The sequence below is a fragment of the Thioalkalicoccus limnaeus genome (assembly GCF_041197575.1).
Classification (GTDB): domain Bacteria; phylum Pseudomonadota; class Gammaproteobacteria; order Chromatiales; family Chromatiaceae; genus Thioalkalicoccus; species Thioalkalicoccus limnaeus.
On the sequence record NZ_JBDKXB010000002.1, the window covers coordinates 215,608 to 236,881 of the forward strand.

The window sequence follows — 21,274 nt, forward strand, 5'->3', positions numbered from 1 at the left end:
CTATGAGGCAGCACCCGCAATGGCTCGAGCGGGGTGTTCTGGGCTGCCTGATGGCCATGTGTCTGGTGGCCGCGGCACCGGCCACGGCGGAGCGGCTCGATGTGCGGGTCGATGGCCTCGAGGGGGCGCCGTTGGCCAACGTGCTGGCGCTGTTGGCGATCTATCAGGAGCGTCAGGACGACGACCTGACCGCGGCGCGGATCCAGGTACTGCATCGCCGAGCGCCCGACCAGATCGAGTTCGCTTTGTCTCCGTTCGGCTACTACCGCGTCGAGGTCGACGCGAATCTGACGGCGCCCGTCAACGAGGCCGGGACTTGGGTCGCGACCTATCGCGTGGTGCCGGGGCCCCGTATCCGGATCGGGTCGGTCCGTTATCAGGTGACGGGTGCCGGCGCCGACGACCCGGCCTTTCCACGCGTTTTCCCGCTCGCGGTCGGCGACGTCCTGCTCCACAGCGAATACGAGCGCGCCAGGGAAGGCTTGCGCCGGATCGCCGCGCGAGAAGGCTATCGCGACCATCGTCTGGTGGCGCATCAGGTCTTGATCGATCCGGTCGCCTATGAGGCGCTGGTCGATTTCGAGCTCGATACCGGGCCGCGCTACCATTTCGGAGAGGTCAGTTTTCGCCAGGATCTGCTTGATGAGGCCTTTCTCGACCGATTCGTGACCATCCGCCCGGGCGAAGTCTACAACGCCGATCGGCTGCTGGGTCTCCAGGGCCGATTGCTGGGTACACAGTATTTCGAGCGGGTCGAGATCGTGCCGCTCGACGGCGAAGGCCCCGATCCGCAGACCGTACCGATCGAGGTGGTCGCCCATCGCAACAAGGCCAACCAGTATCGGGTCGGTCTGGGGTATGCCACGGACGTCGGGCCGCGCGCGAGCTTCGAGTGGCGACGCCGCTACCTCGGGCGGCACGGACATCGGCTGTCGACCGAGATGAGCCTCGCCCCGAGTCTGCAACGCTTCAGTGCCGATTATCGGATCCCGATCGGCGACCCGGTCCGCGATTTCATCTCGATCAGGCCCGCGTTCGAGTCGTACGATACCGCGAGCCGCAAAGGTGATCTGCTGCGTCTCCAAGCGGCCCACTCGATCGTGACGCCCAGTGGGTGGCGGCGCACCGCCGGCGTGGATTTCCGGCAAGAGGACTATGTCCTAGACGGCGGACGCCGGGAAACGGTACTGGAGCTGATCCCGAACATCTCCTGGGCCAAGACGGTCAGTGATGACCCCATCTACACCACCCGCGGCCATCGCCTCCGTTACACACTGCTCGCATCGCAGGCCCCTTACGTCAGTGCGACGGCGCAGATCAAATGGATCCGTGGCTTTGCCGACGATTACCGATTGATCGCCCGCACCGATCTCGGCGCGACGCTCGCCGACAGCCTCGAGGACTTGCCGGCGAGCCGCCGGTTCTACGCGGGCGGCGACAGCAGTATTCGTGGTTGGGGTTTGGATGCGTTGGGTCCGACCGAGGTCCAAGGTGGTCGGGTCATCGGTGGGCGCTACATGGCTGTTGGCAGCCTGGAGCTGGAACGCCGGATCCAGGGGCCGTGGAGTGCGGCCCTGTTCACGGATTTCGGCAACGCCTTCGACCCCGACTACGATCAGCAGTGGAACCAGAGCGTCGGGGCTGGGTTGCGTTGGCAGTCGCCGATCGGGCAAGTCCGTGCCGACATCGCCTTCGGTCTGACCAAGGATGACCGCGATGACGGTGGGCTGCCACCGGCTCGTCTGCATCTGATCATCGGTCCCGATCTATGAGCGATGACACCCAAATGACAGCCGCCGGAGGGCGGCCGACGGGCGGCGGAGCGAGATGTCGACCATCGCCATGGTATCGGGGTTGGCGTGGCGCCGCGACCTTGTTTGGGGGGTTGGGCGTTGCCGGGCTGCTGTGCCTGGTATGGCTGGTGTCGACGCATACGGGTCTGCGCGTGGTCCTCGCCGCGATGGCCGAATGGGCTCCGGACCTCATCCAGGTGGAGCAGGCCGAGGGTCGTCTGCTCGATGGGCTCAGCTTGACCGGCGTCGAGGTCCGGCATCCGGCGTTCGAGGTGCGTATCGATCGATTGGAGTTGGACTGGCGTCCGCTCGGTGCCTTGCTCGGCACCCTCAGGGTCGAGCGCCTGGCCGTCGATGCGTTGCAGGTGATCCTGATCGATTCCGGTCCTGATCCGGACGATGCGCCACGCGCAGCGGCCGGTTTGCCCAGTTTGGCGATCCCGATCGGCCTCGTCGTCGTCGAGGCCGGGGTCGCGCGCTTGGGTCTCCTGCGCCGAGCGGACGGGCAGGAATCGAGGTTGTTCGAGGCCGAGGACGTCCTGTTGGCCGGGCGTTGGCATGGCCGCGGCGTGGCGCTCGAACATCTGCGGGTGCGCCACCCTGGCCTCGGGCTGCGGGCGCGTGCGGCCGGACAGGTCGAGATGGCCGGGGTCTGGCCCTTGTCGTTGGCCTTGGAGTGGGCGACCGATGAGCCGGCCGGAAAGCCGCCCCTTCCGCCGCTCGTCGGCAGTGCTCACGTCGATGGCGATCTCGCGGACCGACTGGTATTGGTCCACAGTTTGACCGGTGCCGTTCGGGCGGTTCTGGAGGCTAGTGTCGAGCATCCTCTCGAACGGCCCCGGTGGGAAGCGGATCTGGTCGTGCAGGGTGTCGATCTGCCCATGTTCGATCCGGCGCTTCCATCGCTCGAACTGGCCGGGCGGGTGGGGTCACGCGGAGCTCTCGACGCGGCGACACTGGCTGCGGCGCTCGATGCGGCGGTCCCAGACCGCCCTGATTGGGGGCGGTACCAGGCCCATCTGGACTTGGCGTTGCACAATGGACGAATGGTCATTGAAGACTTGTCGCTGACGGAGCGGGACACGGAGGCCCGCCTGAGCGTCTCGGGGCACCTCGATCTCGCGGCGGCGCCGCTCGCTGTCGAGCTTGCAGGGTCCTGGTCGGGATGGCGATGGCCCTTGATCGAAGAGGCCGTCATCCGGTCGCCAGTGGGGCGTTTCGAGGCGACCGGGTCGCTGGCGGACCTCCGGTACCGCCTGAGCGGTGAGCTCGCCGGTGACGGTTGGCCGGCCGTCACGTTGGATCTGACCGGCACTGGCGATCCGCAAGGAACGCAGATAGAGGCGTTGGAAGCCGCTACCCTGACTGGCCGTGTCGGTGCGCATGGGACCCTGCAATGGACACCGCAATGGCGCTGGCAGATCGACCTTGTCGCGGAGGACCTGAACCCCGGTGGTCAGTGGCCGGATTGGTCCGGGCGGATCGGTGGCCAGCTGGTCACGCACGGGTCTCTGACGGACGAAGGCCCGGATCTCGAGGTCCTCGTGCGGGACCTCTCCGGTGTCTTGCGCGGGTATCCCGTCGCGGCGCGGGGTCGTCTCGGGTGGCATCGGGGACGCTCTGACATCGAGCGTGTCGTCGTGACCTCGGGTTCCAGTGTCCTGCGCGCCGATGGCCATATCGGCGACGCCCTCGAAATGGACGTCGAATTGGATTCGCCGGACCTGTCGAACCTGTGGCCCGCTGCCATCGGTCGTCTCCAAGCCGCCGGTCGGCTGCGAGGCACAGCTGAGGCGCCCGAGGTCGAGCTGCGGTTCGAGCTCGACGAGGTCGAAGTGCTCGATCAGTCCATTCGGCGACTGGCTGGCGAGGCGAGGTTCGGGCTAGCTCCGTCGGCCCCGCTCCGGCTCGATCTGTCGGGTACCGGGGTGGTCGTCGGTGGTCTCGACTGGGAGCGCTTGGACCTGAAAGGTGACGGTATGATGGCCGATCACCGTCTCACCTTCGCGTCGGAGGGGCCACGGCTTGGGATCGACGCCGCGTTCACCGGAGGGTTGGCAGCCGATCGGAGCTATGCTGGACGGCTGACGGGTCTCGGCTTCGCGAGCCCAGACCTCGGAGAATGGCGCTTGACTCGGCCTGGTCCGTTTCGCGTTGCGCCGCCGACCCTCGAAGTCGGGCCTCTGTGTGTCGGTCGCGGTGGGGCGGGCACCGGCTGTATCGAATTCTCTCGAGCGGCTGCTGATCGCTGGGCGCTCGCATTCGATGTCGATCGCCTGGTCCTCGAGGAACTCGGCGATCCGTGGCCGATTCCGCTGGCGGCGACCGGTCAGCTCCAACTGCGAGGTCGGTTCGAAGCGGTCGGCGACCGCCTAGGCGGAAGCGCGAATCTGGCGTTGCCGCTCGGGCGTCTTCAATGGGCCGATGGGCCCATGGCCGATCAGCCCCTGGACCTGTCTGGGGCGCGCGTCGATCTGACGCTCGGCAATGACGGTTTGATCGCGCGAACGGTGGTACCCCTGACGGGGCTCGGCGCGCTGGAGGCGGATGTGACGCTCGCGGGTTGGCGTCCGGACGCCCCGGCGCGGCCCGACCAGCCGCTGCGCGGGCGTGTGCAGGTCGGGGTCCATGACCTCGGCTGGTTCGGCCGGCTGATCCCGGATTTGAGTCAACTCCGCGGACGGATCGACTCCGATCTGACCCTGTCCGGCACCTTGTCGGATCCCGGTCTGCTCGGCAGCGTACGGTTGGCCGGCGCCGGTTTCGATGTGCCGATGATCGGCCTCGTCGTTCGGGATCTCGATCTGGCGGCCGACGCAACGGCCCGCAATCGGTTCCAGTATCAGGGTCAAGCGGGGGTCGGTGGGCGCCGCCTGGACCTCAGTGGAGAGGCGTTGCGGCGGGCCGACGGCTGGTTTGCCGCGGCTCAGCTGTCGGGCACCAACCTGCGCGTCGCCGATACCCCGGAGTATCGCGTGCGCATCTCGCCCGATCTGGACCTCGGGTTCGGACCCGAGGGCGTAAAGGTCGCCGGTGAGATTCGGATACCCGACGCCGAGATTCGGCCGCGGACCTTGCCCGAAGGAACCGTGACGCCGTCTCCCGACGTGGTGATGAAGCACCAAGAACGGGCCGACCCGTTGCCGGTCACCGTGGATCTTCGCCTGATCCTTGGTCAAGATGTCAGGATCGATGCCTTTGGCGTTGGTGGGCTGCTCCGCGGCGATCTGCGCGTGCGGCAGGACCCGGCGCGCGATTTTCTGCGTGGTGACGGCCAGTTGCAGATCATCGATGGTCGTTATCGCATCGGGGCTGGCCTCGGGTCTGGTTTCGGGATCGGTTCCGGTTTGCTTGCGACCATCGGTCGCCCGCTGATCATCGAGCAGGGCCGGCTGGTCTTTGCCGATACCCCGCTGGCCAACCCCGGCCTGTTATTGCAGGCGACTCGCGAGGGAGGCGACTTGACCGCCGGCGTGCAGGTGCTGGGCACGCTTCGCGAACCGCGCCTGACCTTCTTTTCCGAATCGGATCCGGGTATGACGCAGGCCGAGATCACGAACTTCCTGGTGACCGGGATCCCGCCGCGTGGCGACAGCGATCAAGACGATCGCTCGCTGGCGGTCGGCACCTATATCGCACCGAGGCTGTTCATGGAATATGTGACCAGTCTCGATGACGATGCCGACAGGGTGCGATTGCGGTACGAACTGATGCGAAACGTCGAGATTCAGACCGAGACCGGGTCGGCCCAAGGCGGTGACATCTTTCTGAAATTCGAACGCTGATGGATGGGCTGCTACACCCGCGGCACTGGCCGAGCTGGATCCTCGTCGGTGTCCTGCGCGCAGTGGGACGTTTGCCGTTTCCGTTGCTCTGGCTCCTGGGCCAAGGGTTCGGACGGCTCGGTTACCTGTTGGCCGGATCGCGGCGCCGGATCGCGGAGCGCAATCTCGAACTGTGCCTGCGATCCGCCTCGCGCACCGAGCGGCGGCGCCGTTTGCGTCAGCATTTCGGCTGGCTTGGGGTCGCGGCCCTGAGCCAGGGATTGGGTTGGGGCGCGTCGCGGGCGCGACTTGCGCGATTGGTGCGAATCCACCATCGTGATCGCATCGATGCCTGCGTGAATGCGGGAAGACCGGTCATCATCCTAGTGCCGCATTTCGTCGGTCTCGAGCTCGGTGGGGCGGCCTTTACGGCGTTGTGCCATCCTGGTGTTTACATGTATCAGCGGATCCGCAATCCGGTTCTCGAGTGGCAGGTCAGGCAAGCGCGAACCCGCTTCGGTGCGATCTCGATCGAACGGCACGCGCCTCTGCGCGCGCTCATCGGTGTGATGCGCCGCGGAACCCCATTCTTCTACCTGCCCGATCAGGACGCCGGCCGTCGTGGTCTGTTCGTCCCCTTCTGTGGTGTTCCGGCTTCGACGGTGCCGATGCTGGGGCGGTTCGCGGCCCTGACCGACGCCGTCGTGATCCCGACCATCATGCGGTTTCGGCCGTGGGGCCGCGGGTTGGATCTGATCTTCGATGCGCCGCTCGAGGACTTTCCGACCGGGGATCCGGTGCGAGACACGACTCGCATGAACCAAGTCATCGAAGCCCGCATTGCAACCATGCCGGAGCAGTACTTTTGGGTGCACCGACGGTTCAAGACCCGGCCGCCGGGGGAGGCGCCCGTCTACCCTCGCGGCGGACGTCGATGAAGAAGCCCGCGGGTTCCGACGCGAAGGGTGGTCGTCCGGTCGTGCGCGAGCCGGCCATGCGTGGTCTGCCGAACGTCGGCCGAATGCGCGATTGGATCTTGGGCGCCCTGTTGCTGGTGGGGCTGGTACTCGTTGTCCATCATTTCGTCGGGTGGCAGAGCCTCCTGGCCCCCTGGCAGGATATCTCGACGGGCCTGCTGATCACCGTGATCGGACTGGCGGCGGCCAGCTACCTGTTGCGCGCGGCACGTGTCTACGATTACTGCCGGCCGCGACTCGTCGGCCGTTTCGTACCCTTGGTGCGGTTGACGATACTCCATAACACAGCCAACAATCTGATGCCGATGCGCACCGGGGAACTCGTGTTCCCGTGGTTGATGTATCGGTATTTCGGCCACCCTTGGCTGGGTTCGACGGCCATGTTGCTCTGGATCAGGCTGCTGGACCTCCACCTGTTCGGGTTGATGGCGCTCGTCGTCCTCTATCTTCGCGAACCGGCCTGGTGGTGGCCGGTCTCCGGCCTCTTGTGGCTGGGTGCCTTGGCCCTGTTCGTCGTGGTTGGTCAGGCGGCGGCCACGGCGCGACAAGGCACCGAAGAAGGCCGTCGCTGGAGGCGGCTCGTGCTGGCGGTGGTAGCGGCCGCGCCGGCCGATCACGCGTTGATCGCGCGGCTCTACGTCTGGACGGTCTTGATCTGGCTGCTGAAATTCGCGGCCTTTGCGACGCTGCTGGGCTACTTCGTGCCCGCCGACTTCTGGCGCCTATTGGTGGGCGTCATGGGGGCCGAACTTTCGAGCGTGCTGCCGTTTCACGGCGTGGCGGGTGCCGGTAGTTACGAGTTGGCCACGGTGGCCGCTCTGATCCCGCTTGGTGTCGACCCAGCGGTCGCCCTGGCCGGCGCGGTCAATCTGCATCTGTTCCTGCTGGGCGTGACCCTGCTCCTTTTCGCGTTGGCCCCGCTGTTGCCGAGGCCTCCGGCGACATCAGGCGACCGCAGCGATGACTGAGCTCGCCGGGCTGATGGGCACGGCAGCGTGCCTCAGGTCGCCGTATCGGTCTTGCCCCTGTCACCGGCTTGGAGCATCTTGCGGATCGAGACGAGGGCGCGGTCGATGAACGGGTGCTTCGGCGGCGGGATGATCTTGGCCCGGCCGGCGAGGATCTCTTGGGCCAGTTCGCGCAGGGATTTGATCTCGGCCTGCATGCCGGAACGATCGACGAACATGCAGGTCGAGGTCAACGGGCTCATCCAGGACAGCTTGATCCGCCGTGTCTTGCCATCGGCTTCCGGTGTCAATTCGAACCAGGTCCCAAACCGCATCTTGCGCAAGCGCTCGACGATCTCCTTTTCTTCGCTCGACAACCCTTCCTCGTCGTTTTCGTCTTCGGCCAAGGCCCGGCTTGGAGGCAGGCCGACCTCGTTGCTGGCTTCGCGGTCGGTGGCTTTCGACGACTCGACCTGACCGGCCGCGATCATCTCGGAGCGGTTCCAGGTCTCCGGGGGTTGGTCGAGCAGCGCAAGTAGCGCGTTCAAGGCCGCGCGATTGACATCGTCGGTACCTTGCGTCTGTTCGACGATGGTTCCGCGCAGCGCGCGAATATGCTCAGGCTGTCTTCGATCGGCTGGCTTCGGGTCCCGCGGATCGAACATGGCCACGAGCTCCTTCGCTGTCGCCACGGCCTTGTGCCAGGCGTCGCCAGGCTGAGGCTCGCGCAGCAGGATAAAAACCAGATGGTCGGTCCAGACCTTGCCGAGGAAGTTGCCCACCACCCGCGGCACCGGGTGAGCACTGCACAGGGTTCGGATCTCCTCGACCGCCTGCTGTCGCGCCAGTTGCAAGCGCTCCCGGCCCCTTGCCGTTTCCTGACTGCGTTGTTCCATGGTCTCGATCCGGCGGCGTTGCTCCTGCATGGCCTCCTCGAAGAACTCGAGCAGTTCGTTGAACAGTTCGATATTGTCGGTGAACTCGAGCAGCACCCGGTCCACGGTCTTTTGCATGGCGGGGAAGATCCCGCGGTTCGGGTTGCCTTCTTCGACCCATAGACTGCCGGCCTCGATCATCTGATCGAGCAGTCGCCGCGCCGGATGCTGGGTGTCGACCAAGAGCCGACGATCGACCATCGCGACCTTCAGGTACGGCGTATGCAGGTGACTGAGCAGCGCCTTGGCCGAGTTCGGCAGGACCGGATCATTGAGCATGTACTCGAACAGCATGCCGATCAGGTCGATCAAGTCGGCATCGACCGGCGACAGGTTTTCTGCGCCGACCTGCTCGACGACCTGGCGGCGTTCCTGAGTCAGCGTGTCCTTGACCCGCTCGAGGAATGCCGCATCGATCTCGACCGTTGGGATCGTCGCGGCGACGCTGCCACCGCTGGCCACCACCGACGACCGGGTGCTCGATTGAACCAGGTTGATCGCGTTGAGCAGCTCTGGGCTGGTCGGCGTGTTCAGCGCTCGCGCGCCCGCGTCGGCGGTCTGACCGCCGGGCCGCCGACCAGCCATCAGCCCCAGGATCGAGTCGAACAGCTCCGTGGCCAGCGACGGTGGACCACCCGGCTCGGTTGACTTCTCGTCACCCTTGGAGGGCTCGCTGCCCTTGACCTTGTCGCGGGCCGACCGGGTGGTCGTGCCCTGCCCGCCGGGCGACCGGACCGCGACCGCCTTCAGATTCGGCAGGATGCCGGCATCCTTCAACTGCTCGTTGAATCCATCGTAGACCTCGCCGAGGTGCCGGACGACGAAGCGATCGAACAAGGCGTAGAGTACGATCTTGATCTTGGCTTCGATGTCGAGGCTGTCGATGGCATGCCGAAAGGACCAGACCAAATGGTGAGGGCTGGCCGGAATTTGGGAGTCCTTGAGCTTGTGGCCGCCGTTGACGACCGACAAGCGCTGAGCAAGCGCATAGAGGTCGGGAAAATAATTCGCGTTGGCCCGCTGGATCAGGTTTTCGCAGGCGACCGATTCTTCCATGTCCTCCGGCGCGACGAGGGACAGCTCGATGCCGTCGGCCGAGGCCGCCGAGACGTCCTCGTTCGGGAGGCGCCCGTAACGCAAGAATTGGTCGAATCCCTGGTTGAGCTCCAGGCGAAAGGTGTGTTCAATATCGGCGCGGCGATTCCGCAGCAGACCCAAGGCCTCGAAGAAGCGCCCCTGCAGCTCGTCATTCTCGGCCCGTTCGGCAAAATCCATCAGCACCGGCCCGACCTGGCTGAACATCTCGCGGAATTGGATGTCCAGCGACCTCAGCACCATGTCCCGACAGGTCTCGACGACAGGTCCATGGCGTGTCCGATTGCCGAATGGTGGTTTCTTGGACTCGAACATAGGGTTCTTCGCGCGGTCGGAATCGATGGTGTCAACGTCCTTGGGGCCTGTCTCGCGATGCGTTGGGATCCGCTGACGGCCTGATCGAGCGGCCGTCAATCCTCGCCGATGATGCGGTCGTCGCGTGGCAAGGAGAGCAAACGTTCGGCTTCGGCTTGATGGTTGGCGAAGATCATTCGGTAATGGGACTGATCGTCGGTGCCAAGCGTCGCTCTCAGCCCACGGACCTGTTCCCGAGCCGCCTGATAGTCGTCCTGGGTACCCAAATGGCTCAGCGTCGCCGGCGGGTCGATCTTGTAGACATAATATGGCATGCCGCACCTCAATACCTAACCGCGCCGTGCGGGCACGGTCGTCGGGTGGCTCAGGGGGACGCAGATCTGTCGGTCATCCTGACGAAGCTTCGGCAGGCCATCCTCCAGACCCTGTCTCCCGGGTCCTTCCTTTTCAGTCGCTTGCGCGGCCAAAACGGCGCGGCGTCCCGCCCCGCCCGGGCCGAGCACCTCGGTGGTTCCCCAGCGGTTGTCGGCCGGCTTTTGCCCCGATTCTGGCCGCGATGTCGGGGCGAGTGTATCCGAATTCACTATCCCTATAAATAGAATCCTGGGTTTCGCGAGGGTCTTCCCATGGTAATGTCGCAGTCGATGCGGGGCGTGTGCTGACCACTCCTTGCGCGCCGTGGTCCCGTTGATGCAAAACCCGATCTCACCGGTGAGGATGCTCATGATCAAGCCAGTCGGTTCCGATGTGTTGCTGCCACGTTTCGTCTACGATCCCGCTCAGCACCATGCGCTGCTCGAAGAAGCGAAGGGATTGCCCTCTGTCGTGGTCAGCTCGCAGGCTGCGGCCAACGCCGTGATGCTTGGTGGGGGCTATTTTTCTCCTCTGTCTGGCTACATGGGCGTTGCGGATGCGCTTGGGGTCGCCGATTCGATGCGGACCCAGGATGGGTTGTTCTTTCCTGTCCCGGTTCTGTGCCTGCTCGAGGATGCCTCGGCGATCGCCGGGGCGAGCCGGATCGCGCTGCGCGATCCGAACCTGCCCGACCACCCGATCCTGGCTGTCATGGACATTGCCGCGATCGAGGAGCTCACCAGCGACCAGATGTCACGCCTGACGCAGGCGGTGTATCGCACCGAGGATCCCGCCCATCCCGGCGTGGCGACCTTTCTTTCTCAGGGCCGCTTTGTCGTCTCCGGCCCCATCGATGTGCTCCACTTCTCGTACTTTCAGCAGGATTTCCCCGACACCTTCCGAACGGCCGTCGAGATTCGCAATGAGATCGCCGAGCGGGGCTGGACGCGCGTCGTCGCGTTCCAGACCCGCAACCCGATGCATCTGGCGCATGAGGAGCTGTGCCGTATCGCGATGACGCGACTGAAGTGCGATGGTCTCGTGATCCACATGCTGCTCGGTCGTCTGAAGCCTGGGGACATCCCGGCCCCGGTCCGCGATGCGGCGATCCGCAAGATGGTCGAGCTCTATTTTCCGCCGAACAGCGCGATGGTCACCGGCTACGGTTTCGACATGCTCTATGCCGGTCCGCGCGAAGCCGTGCTGCACGCCTATTTCCGGCAGAACATGGGGGCGAGCCACTTCATCATCGGTCGCGACCATGCCGGCGTCGGTGATTACTATGGTCCGTTCGAGGCCCAGGAGATCTTCGAGCACGACGTGCCCGAAGGGGCGCTCGATATCGAGATCTTCAATGCCGATCACACGGCTTACTCGAAGAAACTGGAACGAGTCGTCATGATGCGCGAGGCGCCGGACCATGTCCCGGACGACTTCGTGCTCTTGTCCGGGACCCGGGTCCGCGAGATGTTGAGCCAGGGCATCGCCCCGCCCCCGGAATTCTCGCGCCCCGAGGTCGCCCAGATCCTGATGGACTATTACCGCGACCAGCCTTCGTCAGCGTAAGTTCTTCTTGTAGGCGGGGATGATCGCATTGCGCGCCTTCGAGAAGTTGGCGAATTCCATCGTCACGCTCGCGAGCTCGACGCCAGCGAAGTTCGCGTTGGTCACGTCGGCGCGGCGCAGGATGGCGCCGCCCAATACGGCATTCGTCAGGTCCACGTCGGTCAGGTTCGCGTTGCGGAGATTGACATCCTGCGCCATGACCTGGCGCAGGTTGGCGCCCCTCAGGTCGGCCCCTTCGAGGTTGGCGAGGTTGATGACCGTGAAGCCGTGGTGCTGCGTGCTCGAGAGGTCGGCCGCGTGCAAGCTGGCGAGCGCGAGGTTCGCGTCATTGAGGTGAGAGTCGCGCAGATCGGCCCCGCACAGGTTCGTCTCGCGCAGGTTCGCCCTGATGAAGAGGGCATGGCGCGCGACGACACCGGATAGATCGCTGCCGTGAAAATCGGTTCCACGCAGGTCGGCGTGGCTGAGCTCGGCGCCTTGCAGATTGGCATGGCGCACCTCGGCATTCCGCAGGTCGGCACCTGTGAGGTTCGCCCCGGTCAAATTGGTGCCTGATAATTGCGCGGCCCGGGCGCCGAGTTCGGAGCCGAACCGTGCCTGACTCAAATCGGCACCGCTCAGGTCGGCTTGATTCAGCTGAGCGCCGGTCAGCACGGCGCCGACGAGTCGCGCGCCGTGCAGGTCGGCGCCGACGAGGTCGCTGAGCTCCAAATTGGCACCGCTGAGGTCGGCGCCCCGCAGATCGGCCTCGTTGAGGCACATGTCGCGCAGATCGGCCCCGGCCAATGTCGACCCTGGGATCTGTTCGAGGACCTCGCCGCTCGTCTTGTGTCGGATCTCGATCATGTCCACCCTCGTTTCGTTGTTATGGATATCTTGGATCACGCGGGGTGACGGACACCGGTCGCGGGTCGTCACCGCAATGCCCGGCCAGGCCATTGGCCTTCAACTGGTTGTCGCGTCTCGGGTCCGATGCTGGCTTTGCCGTGTTGCTCCGCTGCACCGGGGCGTCTTGTATAGAGGGGGGCCGGTCCCCCGTTGTCAAGTCTCGCGAGCGACCGAGTCGATGATCCGAATCAGCCTCTGCGTGGCACCCCGGTTGGCGTTGACGACCCGTTGGCCGTTGTCCCCGATGCGGGCGCGTTCGGCCGCATCGGCCAACCAGGCGCAGACTTGGTCGGCTAGTTCGCGCGCATCCGCGACCTGGACCGCGGCTTGCTCGCGGACGAGGATCTCGGTCACCGAGGCGAAGTTGAACACATGTGGCCCGATCAGGATCGGCACCCCGAGCGCAGCCGCTTCGACCAGGTTGTGTCCCCCAACGGGGACCAGGCTGCCGCCGATGAAGGCGACGTCCGCCGCGCCCAGGAAGCTCGGCAGTTCCCCCATCGAATCACCAAGGAAGACCGCCGCGTCCGTCGTGCGGTCGGTGTCGTGGCTCCGGCGAGCCAGGGTCAGCCCAGCGCGTCTGACGAGCAGCGCGACCCGGTCGAAGCGCTCCGGATGGCGCGGGACCAGGACCAGCAGGGCGTCGGCCCACGAGCGCCGGATGCGCTCGTGTGCGGCGAGGATCTCCTCTTCTTCGCCTTCATGGGTGCTGGCCGCGACCCACACCGGGCGCTCGGTGCCCCAGCCTCGGCGCATGACCTCGGCGCGCTCGAGCAGGCTCGCCGGCCACTGCACATCGAACTTGAGGCTTCCGGTCGTCATGATCCGTCCCGCTCGCGCCCCGAGTGCACTGAGCCTTTCTGCGTCGGCGTCGGATTGCGCCGCGATGAAGGCGAAACGAGCGAAGGTCGCGTGGGCGAAGGGCCCGAGTCGCGCATAGCCCCGGGCCGAGCGTTCGGACAATCGGGCGTTGGCCAAGATGACCGGTATCCCGCGCTGTTCGCAGATCTTGAGCAGGTTCGGCCAAACCTCGGTCTCCATGATGATCACCAAGCGCGGTTCGACCAGATCGAGAAAACGCCGGACGACCGGGACCAGATCGAAAGGCGTGTAGAGATGAGGTACCTGTCCAGAGAATAGCGACCGCAATCGGTCGGCACCGGTCGGCGTCGTCGTCGTGACCAGGAGTGGGCCGGGCGTCTCGTCGGCCAGCAAGTGTCTGAGCAGCGGCTGCGCCGCCTGGACCTCGCCAACCGAGACCGCGTGCAGCCATATCCGCGCCCGCGGCGGCGCGGCGCGATACACCGCGAGTCGTTCGAGCCAGCGTTGTCGGTAGGCTGGCGTTCGGCGGCTACGCCAAAACAGGCGGGCCAGGGCCAGCGGCGTCAGCAACCAGAGGGCCAGGTTATACAGTCTTTCCACGTTACGGGTGATCCTTTAGCCAGCCGACACAGTCGGGTTTTCGTCCGACCTCGGCGCGAGCTCCTCGTAGACGGCCAGGTTTCCCGCGACCATGCGGTCGGTCGAGAAGTGCCGGCGAATCAGCTCGCGACCCGCCAGGCCCATCTGGCGGCGCAGAGCCGGATCATCGAGGAGCCGCCGACAGGCGGCGCCCAGCGCCGCGGGGTCGGCGGGCCGGACGAGGAAGCCGTTGTGGCCATCGCGGACCACCTCCGGGATCCCGCCGACCTGGCTGGCGACGATCGGTACGCCGGCGGCGGCGGTCTGCAACAGCGCGACACCGAGCCCTTCCATCGTTGCCGGATGAACCAGCAGGTCCAGCCACGGGAGGCACTCGGCGAGGTCGTCGCGAAACCCGACGAAGCGCACCGGCGCGGTGAGCCGCGCGGCCTCGACCTGCTCGCGCAGCTGGCGCTCGCTGGCGCCTTGCCCGAAAAAGACCACCTGAAGCCTCGGGTGGGCCGCGAGCAACCCGGGCAGCGCCTCGATCAGGTAGCGGTGGCCCTTGCGCGGGATCAATTGCGCCACGACGCCAAGCCACGAGGCTTGCTCATCGAGGCCGAGGCGCGCCGCAATCTCGGCCCGTGTGCCTTGCGGTAGGTCTGGCGACAGCTCGACGGCACTGCGTACGACGCGGAGTTTCGCGGGTGGCAACCCCTCCGCCAGCAGGACTTGGCCAATCGCGTCGGAAATGGCCACCACCCGGTCATACAGACGGTATTTGCGGGTCACCAGCCAGCGTGGCTCCGGATTGTCGACGCGGCGGGACAGGACCACTGGGCATCCTCGCCAACGTCCGGCCAGACCGCCCATCAGGTCAGCGCCGTTGCGGCTATGCAGATGAATCAGGTCTGGCCGGACGCGGTCGATGAGTCGCCCGAGGCGCGCGACCAGGGTCAGATCCAGATCGCCGCCGACCCACATCTCGCGGACCTCGGCGAGGTCCCGAGCGGCGCGCGCGATGTCACTGCCGCGTGGGCAGGCGAGGATGTTGGCGATGCCTCGCGACTGGAGTCCGCGCAGCAGGTAGACGACCTGCTGGGCGCCGCCGTACAGGTGCCGTCCGGTCTCGACGTGCAGGACCTTCATCGCGCGTCTCGCCGCAGGAGATCCCGGGCCGCGGCGAGGCAATCACCCACCTCGATCGATCGCATGCAGGGGAAACGGCCGTCGCAGGTCGGGCCGCGGCGGCACGGAGAGCAGTCAAGCGCGCGATACAAGATCCGGGCATCGGGCTGTTCGGGATCGAGGTACGGGCGGGTCGCGCCGAACAAGAGCAAGCTCGGCCGGCGCAGGGCGAGACCCATGTGAGCGAGCCCGGTGTCGACGCCGATGACCAGCGCCGCGCGTTCGATCAGCGCCGCGGCCTCGCGCAGACCGGTCGCGCCGACCAGGTCGACGAGGTGGCCGCTGGTCATGTGGCCGATCCGATCTGCGGCCGGGCGGTCGTTTGGGCCGCCGAGCAGCACGGCCGGCAGGTCGAGCTCGGCGGCCAAGCGGTCGGCCAACTCGGCCCAGCGAGATTCCTGCCAGTGTTTCTGCGGCCGGGTCGTGAAGGGGCAGAGTGCCACATGGCCGCCGGCCAGCTCGTGGCGGGTGATCTGGATCTCGGCGAAGGCGCGATCAGCCGCCGTCAGGTACAGGGCCATCGCAAAATCGGCGGTCGGCAGACCCAGGTGCTCGGCCAGGAAACGGTATTCGGAGCCGATGCGCCGTTCGTCACCCGCGCGTGGCAGCGTGCGTGTCATCAGATAGCCACTGGCCTCCCGCGAGCCGAGGCCGATGCGTTCCGGTGCTCCGCTCAGCCAGGTCAAGAGACCGCTCTTGGCGAGCCCCTGCAGGTCGAGTGCGAGATCGAAGCGGCAGGCGCGCAACCGCCGCCGGAGGTCCAGCATGGCGCGCGCCAGGTCGCGACGCCGGCCTGTCTGCCACAGCGTCCGCCACTCTCCCTTGGGCCAGATCAGGACCCGGTCCAGATCTGGATGATGCTCGATCAAGGGCGCGCACTCGGGCTGGACCAGCCACGAGATCTCGGCCGTCGGATAGGCGCGGCGGACGGCCGCGACCAACGGCGTTGCGAACAGGACGTCGCCGATCGCCGAGAGGCGTACGAGGAGGATCTTCACGGGTCTTGGGTGGGGTCGGGTTGGGGTCCCTGGGCCTGAACGGGCGCGTCCGAACCGGTCATCGCCGTATGGCCTTGAATCCTAACATAGCGCGATGCCCTTCGGTGGCGGCGTGACGCGCGCTGTCACGCCGCCCCGTGCGATTCGATTGCGGCGGAGGGCCGGCCGGGCTCGCCGGCTTGCGATGAGTCGTCGACCTCGTCGACTCGGGCGATGAGGCGGCCCACGGCCAACTGGATCCGGATATGGGTGCCGGGCGCGGCCTCTTCGCTGGCGCGGATCAGCTGGCCGTCCGAGACTCGGCTGACCAGCGCGAAACCACGACCCAGGGTCGCCAAGGGGCTCAAGGCCTCGAGGCCGCGGACCGCCGCGGCGACCCGTGTCTGGCGCGCCTTGATCATCCGCTCCGGGATCCGGTCGAGCCGGCCCCGGAGGCTTTGGGTGCGGTATCCCAAAGCCCGCAGCCGCTGACCGGGATGCTTGGCCTGGAGACTCGCGGCGGCGCCACCGAGCCGGCGTCGAGCTTCGTCGATCCGTGACCAGGTCGCCATCTGCAGGCGGCGCTCGAGATCATCGAGGGTCTGGGCCCGACTCTGCAAGCGAGCCATGGGATGCAGCAGTCGCAAATGCCGAGCCGATGCGGCGAGGCGCTGCCCCGCCTCCACCCATCGGCGCCGACCGGCGATGCGCAATCGCCGCCGCAACAACGCGATCCGCTGGATCAGGTCGGGTGCCGACGGGCTGGCGAGTTCGGCAGCGGCCGAAGGGGTCGCCGCGCGCTGGTCGGCCGCGAGATCGGCCAGGGTGACATCGATCTCATGCCCGATGCCGGTGACGACGGGCTGCGGTGTCGACCGGATCGCGCGGACCACCCGCTCGTCGTTGAAGGCCATCAGGTCCTCGGCCGAGCCACCGCCGCGGGCCAGGATCAACAGGTCGCATTCGCCTCGGGTCGCGGCGAGGGTCAAGGCCCTGACGATCGACTCGGCCGCGCCGTCGCCCTGCACCTGGACCGGATAGATGACGGCCGGCAGCGCGCGAAAGCGCCTCGCCAGCACCGTCAGGAGGTCGCGAATCGCGGCCCCGGATGGCGAGGTGATGAGCCCGATCTGGCGTGGGAAGGTCGGCAGCGGGCGTTTGGCGTCTTCGCGAAACAGGCCGTCGGCGGCGAGGCGCTGCTTCAACCTCTCGAGTTCGAGCCACCAGGCCCCGTCGCCGGTCGGTTCCATGTGCTCGACGAGCAGTTGGAACTCGCCACGCGCGTCGTACAGGGTCACGCGCGCCCGAATCAACACCTGTTGCCCGTTGGCTGGGCGAAATCGCAGCAACAATCGCCTCGGCCGAAACATCGCGGCGCGCACCTGGGCGTGGGCGTCCTTGAGCACGAAATACAGATGCCCGGAAGCCGGCTGTGCCAGGCTGGAAAGCTCTCCTTGCAGCCATAGCGACGGAAAGCTCCCTTCGAGGACCGCCTTGGTTTCGCGGTTCAGCCGGGAGACGGTCCAGACGTCGCGGGTGGGCGCCAGGCTGGGGTCGTGGGCGAGGGGACGAGGCATCGAGCGTTCTGGTGTGGAGGCTGGGTCCATGCCTCGGCATGATAGGGGGTGGCGGCGCTCGCGGCGAGGGGTGGTGCGATGGGCTCCACTTTTTGGTTTATCTTTGCGCGATGCTGAACTATATTTAACGGTTATTTTCCCTCCGACTGGAGGCCGCTATGCGCCTGATCCAGGAAGCTCTGACCTTCGATGATGTCCTGCTGATCCCCGCCCATTCCCAGGTTCTGCCGAAAGACACGGATCTGACGACGCGCCTGACGCGCGCGATCGAGCTGAAGATCCCATTGGTTTCAGCGGCGATGGACACGGTCACCGAAGCGCGCTTGGCGATCGCGCTCGCCCTGGAAGGCGGCATCGGCATCGTCCACAAGAACATGAGCGCGGAACGCCAGGCGCGTGAGGTCCTGGCCGTCAAGAAGTACGAAAGCGGCATCATCCGCGATCCGGTCACGGTTCACCCTGGGGTCAGCGTCGGCGAGGTGATGCAGATCACGCGCGCGCACAACATCTCCGGGGTGCCGGTGACCGAAGGAGGGCAGCTGGTCGGGATCGTTACGGGTCGTGATCTGCGTTTCGAGACGCGCCTCGATGAACCCGTCACCAGCGTCATGACGCCGCGCGAACGCCTCGTCACGGTGCGCGAAGGGGCCAGCCGCGACGAAGTGCTCGGTTTGCTGCACCGGTTTCGGATCGAGAAGCTGCTGGTGGTCAATGACCGCTTCGAATTGCGCGGACTGATCACGGTCAAGGACATCCAGAAGGCCAAGGACTTTCCGAATGCGTCGCGCGATGCCCAGGAGCGCCTCCGGGTCGGTGCCGCCGTCGGTGTCGGTCGTGGCACCGATGAGCGGGTCGCGGCGCTGGTCGAGGCGGGCGTCGATGTGCTGGTCGTCGATACCGCGCATGGGCACGCGCAGGGTGTGCTCGATCGCGTCGCCTGGGTCAAGCGGCATTTCCCGGAGGTCGAGGTGGTCGGCGGCAATATCGCGACCTCCGCGGCGGCCCGTGCATTGGTCGACGCGGGGGCCGATGCGGTCAAGGTCGGTATCGGGCCTGGCTCGATCTGCACGACGCGCATCGTGGCCGGCGTCGGCGTGCCTCAGATCACGGCCGTGGCCAATGTCAGCGAGGCCTTGCAGGGTACTGGCGTGCCGGTGATCGCCGACGGTGGTCTCCGATATTCGGGCGACGTCGCGAAGGTCATCGCGGCGGGCGCACACTGCGTCATGATCGGTGGGCTCTTCGCCGGGACCGATGAGGCCCCTGGCGAGGTCGAGATCTATCAGGGCCGGTCCTACAAATCCTACCGTGGTATGGGGTCGCTTGGCGCGATGGGCGCCCAGGAGGGGTCGAGCGACCGCTATTTCCAGGAGCAGGCCGACAAGGAGAAGCTGGTTCCAGAGGGCATCGAGGGGCGGGTCGCCTACAAGGGCAGTGTGACCAATGTCATCCATCAGCTCGTAGGTGGTCTGCGCTCGAGCATGGGTTACACGGGATGCGCTAACATCGACGAGATGCGGACCAAACCCGAGTTCGTGCGCATCAGCGCGGCCGGTGTCCGGGAATCGCACGTCCATGACGTGCAGATCACGAAGGAAGCCCCAAACTACCGGATCGAGACATGAGCTCCATCGATATCCATGCCGATCGGATCCTGATCCTCGATTTCGGATCCCAGTACAGCCAGCTGATTGCCCGCCGTGTCCGCGAGGCCGGTGTTTACTGCGAGCTGCACGCGCACGATCTGGCCCCCGAAACGATCCGCGGCTTTGCCCCCCGCGGGGTGATTCTGTCGGGCAGCCATCGTTCGGTGAGCGAAGAGGACGCCCCGATGGTCGACCCCGAGGTGTTTTCCCTCGGGGTACCGGTCCTCGGACTGTGCTATGGGATGCAGGTGATGGCCGCTCAGCTCGGTGGCCAGGTGAGCGCCGCGGACCACAAGGAGTACGGGTACGCACAGGTCCGCGCCCGCGGCCACTCGCGCCTGTTGCGCGACATCGAGGATCACGCGAGTCCGGAAGGCTACGGATTGCTCGACGTCTGGATGAGCCACGGCGATTGCGTCACGGATCTGCCGACCGGGTTTCAGGTCATCGGCGAGACCGACAATGCGCCCTATGCCGGCATCGCGGACGAGGCCCGGGGTCTGTATGGCCTCCAGTTTCATCCCGAGGTCACCCACACTCGTCAGGGGCAGCGAATCCTGGACCGTTTCGTACACGAGATCTGCGGCTGTGGGAGGGCCTGGACGCCGGGCAACATCATCGCCGAACGCCTCGAGCAGGTGCGGCAATCGGTCGGTGCCGAGCAGGTTCTGCTCGGCTTGTCCGGCGGGGTCGATTCGGCCGTGGTCGCGGCGTTGTTGCACAAAGCGATCGGCGCGCAACTGGTTTGCGTCTTCGTCGATAACGGCCTGTTGCGGCTCGACGAGGCCGATCAGGTGATGCGGACCTTCGCGCGTCACATGGGCGTCAGGGTGATCCGTGTCGATGCCGAACGCCGCTTTCTCGAGCGACTGCATGGCGTCGAGGATCCGGAGCAGAAACGCAAGGTCATCGGCAATACCTTCATCGACATCTTCGACGACGAAGCGAGCAAGCTCGAGGGCGTCAAGTGGTTGGCCCAGGGGACCATCTACCCCGATGTCATCGAATCGGCCGGCGCCAGGACCGGCAAGGCGCGCGTCATCAAGTCCCACCACAATGTCGCCGGGTTGCCGGAACAGATGAACCTCAAGCTCCTCGAGCCACTTCGCGATCTCTTCAAGGACGAGGTTCGCCAGATCGGCATCGAGTTGGGTCTGCCATCGGAGATGGTCTACCGCCACCCGTTTCCCGGTCCCGGGCTCGGTGTGCGGATCCTCGGCGAGGTGACCAAGGCCGCCGCCGACACGCTGCGCCAAGCCGACCAGATCTTCATCGAGGAATTGCGCCGCGCCGATCTGTACGATCAGGTCTCGCAGGCCTTCGCCGTCTACTTGCCGGTGCGCTCGGTCGGCGTGGTTGGCGATAACCGCCAGTACGAGCCCGTGATCGCGTTGCGTGCCGTCGAAACGATCGATTTCATGACCGCCCGTTGGGCCCATCTGCCCTACGATTTCCTCGATCTCGTCTGTCGGCGCATCGTCAATGAGGTCAAGGGCATCTCCCGCGTCGTCTACGACATCACCGGCAAACCGCCGGGGACGATCGAGTGGGAGTGAATTTACGTCCTTCGAACACTATCGCCAGCTATCGAGAAATCGTCGTAACGTTTTGATTATTTGAGCAAATACGTCACAGCGTCTATCGGTGGCTATCGCCGACCAGCAAAACAGGTTGACGGTAGGGCTGACGGTAAGAATCGAGGCCGGATTAAGACATTCTCGTTCACTATTCAGACTTTTACCGTCTTTGACGGCAAAAGTTTTCTCGGGAAAGCTTGTTTTATGCGGCTTTCCGGGCATCAACAGGTCTCCAGGTCCTTGACGGTAAAACCTGACGGTAAAGCCGTCAAAA

14 protein-coding genes are annotated in these 21,274 nt (G+C 65.8%); 7 read left to right on the top strand and 7 right to left on the bottom strand.

Features of this window, described 5'->3' with window-relative positions:
• The first annotated feature begins 2 nt into the window (after window positions 1-2).
• The 4 genes from ABC977_RS02610 (at window position 3) to ABC977_RS02625 (ending at window position 7,502) form a co-directional block, all read left to right on the top strand.
• Entirely contained in the window at window positions 3-1,772 is a 1,770-nt protein-coding gene (locus ABC977_RS02610; protein WP_369665675.1) for an autotransporter assembly complex protein TamA, read from the top strand.
• Between the two features lie 101 nt (window positions 1,773-1,873).
• Complete coding sequence (locus tag ABC977_RS02615) at window positions 1,874-5,578, top strand: translocation/assembly module TamB domain-containing protein (protein ID WP_369665676.1); 3,705 nt, start codon at window positions 1,874-1,876, stop codon at window positions 5,576-5,578.
• Window positions 5,578-6,495 carry a lysophospholipid acyltransferase family protein gene (locus tag ABC977_RS02620; RefSeq protein ID WP_369665677.1) on the top strand — a complete coding sequence of 306 codons (918 nt, stop codon included), beginning with the start codon at window positions 5,578-5,580 and terminating at the stop codon, window positions 6,493-6,495. The genes ABC977_RS02615 and ABC977_RS02620 overlap by 1 nt, the downstream gene beginning before the upstream one ends.
• Window positions 6,492-7,502 (top strand): lysylphosphatidylglycerol synthase transmembrane domain-containing protein, encoded by a 1,011-nt coding sequence (locus tag ABC977_RS02625; RefSeq protein WP_369665678.1) that lies wholly within the window; start codon window positions 6,492-6,494, stop codon window positions 7,500-7,502. The genes ABC977_RS02620 and ABC977_RS02625 overlap by 4 nt, the downstream gene beginning before the upstream one ends.
• Window positions 7,503-7,534: 32 nt before the next feature.
• Here the strand turns inward: ABC977_RS02625 and ABC977_RS02630 are convergent, their stop codons facing one another.
• Window positions 7,535-9,826 (bottom strand): DUF1631 domain-containing protein, encoded by a 2,292-nt coding sequence (locus tag ABC977_RS02630; RefSeq protein ID WP_369665679.1) that lies wholly within the window; start codon window positions 9,824-9,826, stop codon window positions 7,535-7,537.
• Between the two features lie 95 nt (window positions 9,827-9,921).
• On the bottom strand, window positions 9,922-10,140 hold the full coding sequence (locus tag ABC977_RS02635; protein ID WP_369665680.1) for a hypothetical protein: 219 nt from the start codon (window positions 10,138-10,140) through the stop codon (window positions 9,922-9,924).
• A 409-nt stretch (window positions 10,141-10,549) separates the two neighbouring features.
• Here ABC977_RS02635 and sat point away from each other — a divergent pair, with 409 nt between their 5' ends.
• Entirely contained in the window at window positions 10,550-11,746 is a 1,197-nt protein-coding gene (gene sat, locus ABC977_RS02640) for a sulfate adenylyltransferase (RefSeq protein ID WP_369665681.1), read from the top strand.
• Here the strand turns inward: sat and ABC977_RS02645 are convergent.
• From ABC977_RS02645 to xseA, 5 genes are all read right to left on the bottom strand, one after another.
• Window positions 11,738-12,592 (bottom strand): pentapeptide repeat-containing protein, encoded by an 855-nt coding sequence (locus ABC977_RS02645; protein WP_369665682.1) that lies wholly within the window; start codon window positions 12,590-12,592, stop codon window positions 11,738-11,740. The two genes, sat and ABC977_RS02645, sit on opposite strands and share 9 nt — an antisense overlap.
• 195 nt (window positions 12,593-12,787) lie before the next feature.
• Window positions 12,788-14,056 carry a lipid IV(A) 3-deoxy-D-manno-octulosonic acid transferase gene (waaA, locus tag ABC977_RS02650; protein WP_369665683.1) on the bottom strand — a complete coding sequence of 423 codons (1,269 nt, stop codon included), beginning with the start codon at window positions 14,054-14,056 and terminating at the stop codon, window positions 12,788-12,790.
• Window positions 14,057-14,071: 15 nt separating this feature from the next.
• Entirely contained in the window at window positions 14,072-15,184 is a 1,113-nt protein-coding gene (locus ABC977_RS02655; protein ID WP_369665684.1) for a glycosyltransferase family 4 protein, read from the bottom strand.
• The gene (locus ABC977_RS02660) at window positions 15,181-16,221 is read right to left on the bottom strand and encodes a glycosyltransferase family 9 protein (protein ID WP_369665685.1); all 1,041 of its coding nucleotides are present in this window, start codon (window positions 16,219-16,221) and stop codon (window positions 15,181-15,183) included. The genes ABC977_RS02655 and ABC977_RS02660 overlap by 4 nt, the downstream gene beginning before the upstream one ends.
• Before the next feature lie 125 nt (window positions 16,222-16,346).
• The gene (gene xseA, locus ABC977_RS02665; RefSeq protein ID WP_369665686.1) at window positions 16,347-17,777 is read right to left on the bottom strand and encodes an exodeoxyribonuclease VII large subunit; all 1,431 of its coding nucleotides are present in this window, start codon (window positions 17,775-17,777) and stop codon (window positions 16,347-16,349) included.
• Between the two features lie 158 nt (window positions 17,778-17,935).
• Here xseA and guaB point away from each other — a divergent pair, with 158 nt between their 5' ends.
• Window positions 17,936-19,402, top strand: coding sequence for an IMP dehydrogenase (gene guaB / locus ABC977_RS02670; protein ID WP_369665687.1), 1,467 nt, complete (start codon window positions 17,936-17,938; stop codon window positions 19,400-19,402).
• Entirely contained in the window at window positions 19,399-20,979 is a 1,581-nt protein-coding gene (gene guaA, locus ABC977_RS02675; RefSeq protein ID WP_369665688.1) for a glutamine-hydrolyzing GMP synthase, read from the top strand. Before guaB ends, guaA begins: the two co-directional genes overlap by 4 nt.
• The last annotated feature ends 295 nt before the right edge of the window (window positions 20,980-21,274 follow it).

Bases quoted from the DNA above. Each gene is read 5' to 3' on its own strand.
- guaA (WP_369665688.1), top strand. From the start codon at position 19,399: ATGAGCTCCATCGATATCCATGCCGATCGGATCCTGATCCTCGATTTC.
- ABC977_RS02610 (WP_369665675.1), top strand. From the start codon at position 3: ATGAGGCAGCACCCGCAATGGCTCGAGCGGGGTGTTCTGGGCTGCCTG.
- ABC977_RS02620 (WP_369665677.1), top strand. From the start codon at position 5,578: ATGGATGGGCTGCTACACCCGCGGCACTGGCCGAGCTGGATCCTCGTC.
- ABC977_RS02635 (WP_369665680.1), bottom strand. From the start codon at position 10,140: ATGCCATATTATGTCTACAAGATCGACCCGCCGGCGACGCTGAGCCAT.
- ABC977_RS02655 (WP_369665684.1), bottom strand. From the start codon at position 15,184: ATGAAGGTCCTGCACGTCGAGACCGGACGGCACCTGTACGGCGGCGCC.
- ABC977_RS02645 (WP_369665682.1), bottom strand. From the start codon at position 12,592: ATGATCGAGATCCGACACAAGACGAGCGGCGAGGTCCTCGAACAGATC.
- sat (WP_369665681.1), top strand. From the start codon at position 10,550: ATGATCAAGCCAGTCGGTTCCGATGTGTTGCTGCCACGTTTCGTCTAC.
- xseA (WP_369665686.1), bottom strand. From the start codon at position 17,777: ATGCCTCGTCCCCTCGCCCACGACCCCAGCCTGGCGCCCACCCGCGAC.
- ABC977_RS02625 (WP_369665678.1), top strand. From the start codon at position 6,492: ATGAAGAAGCCCGCGGGTTCCGACGCGAAGGGTGGTCGTCCGGTCGTG.
- guaB (WP_369665687.1), top strand. From the start codon at position 17,936: ATGCGCCTGATCCAGGAAGCTCTGACCTTCGATGATGTCCTGCTGATC.
- ABC977_RS02630 (WP_369665679.1), bottom strand. From the start codon at position 9,826: ATGTTCGAGTCCAAGAAACCACCATTCGGCAATCGGACACGCCATGGA.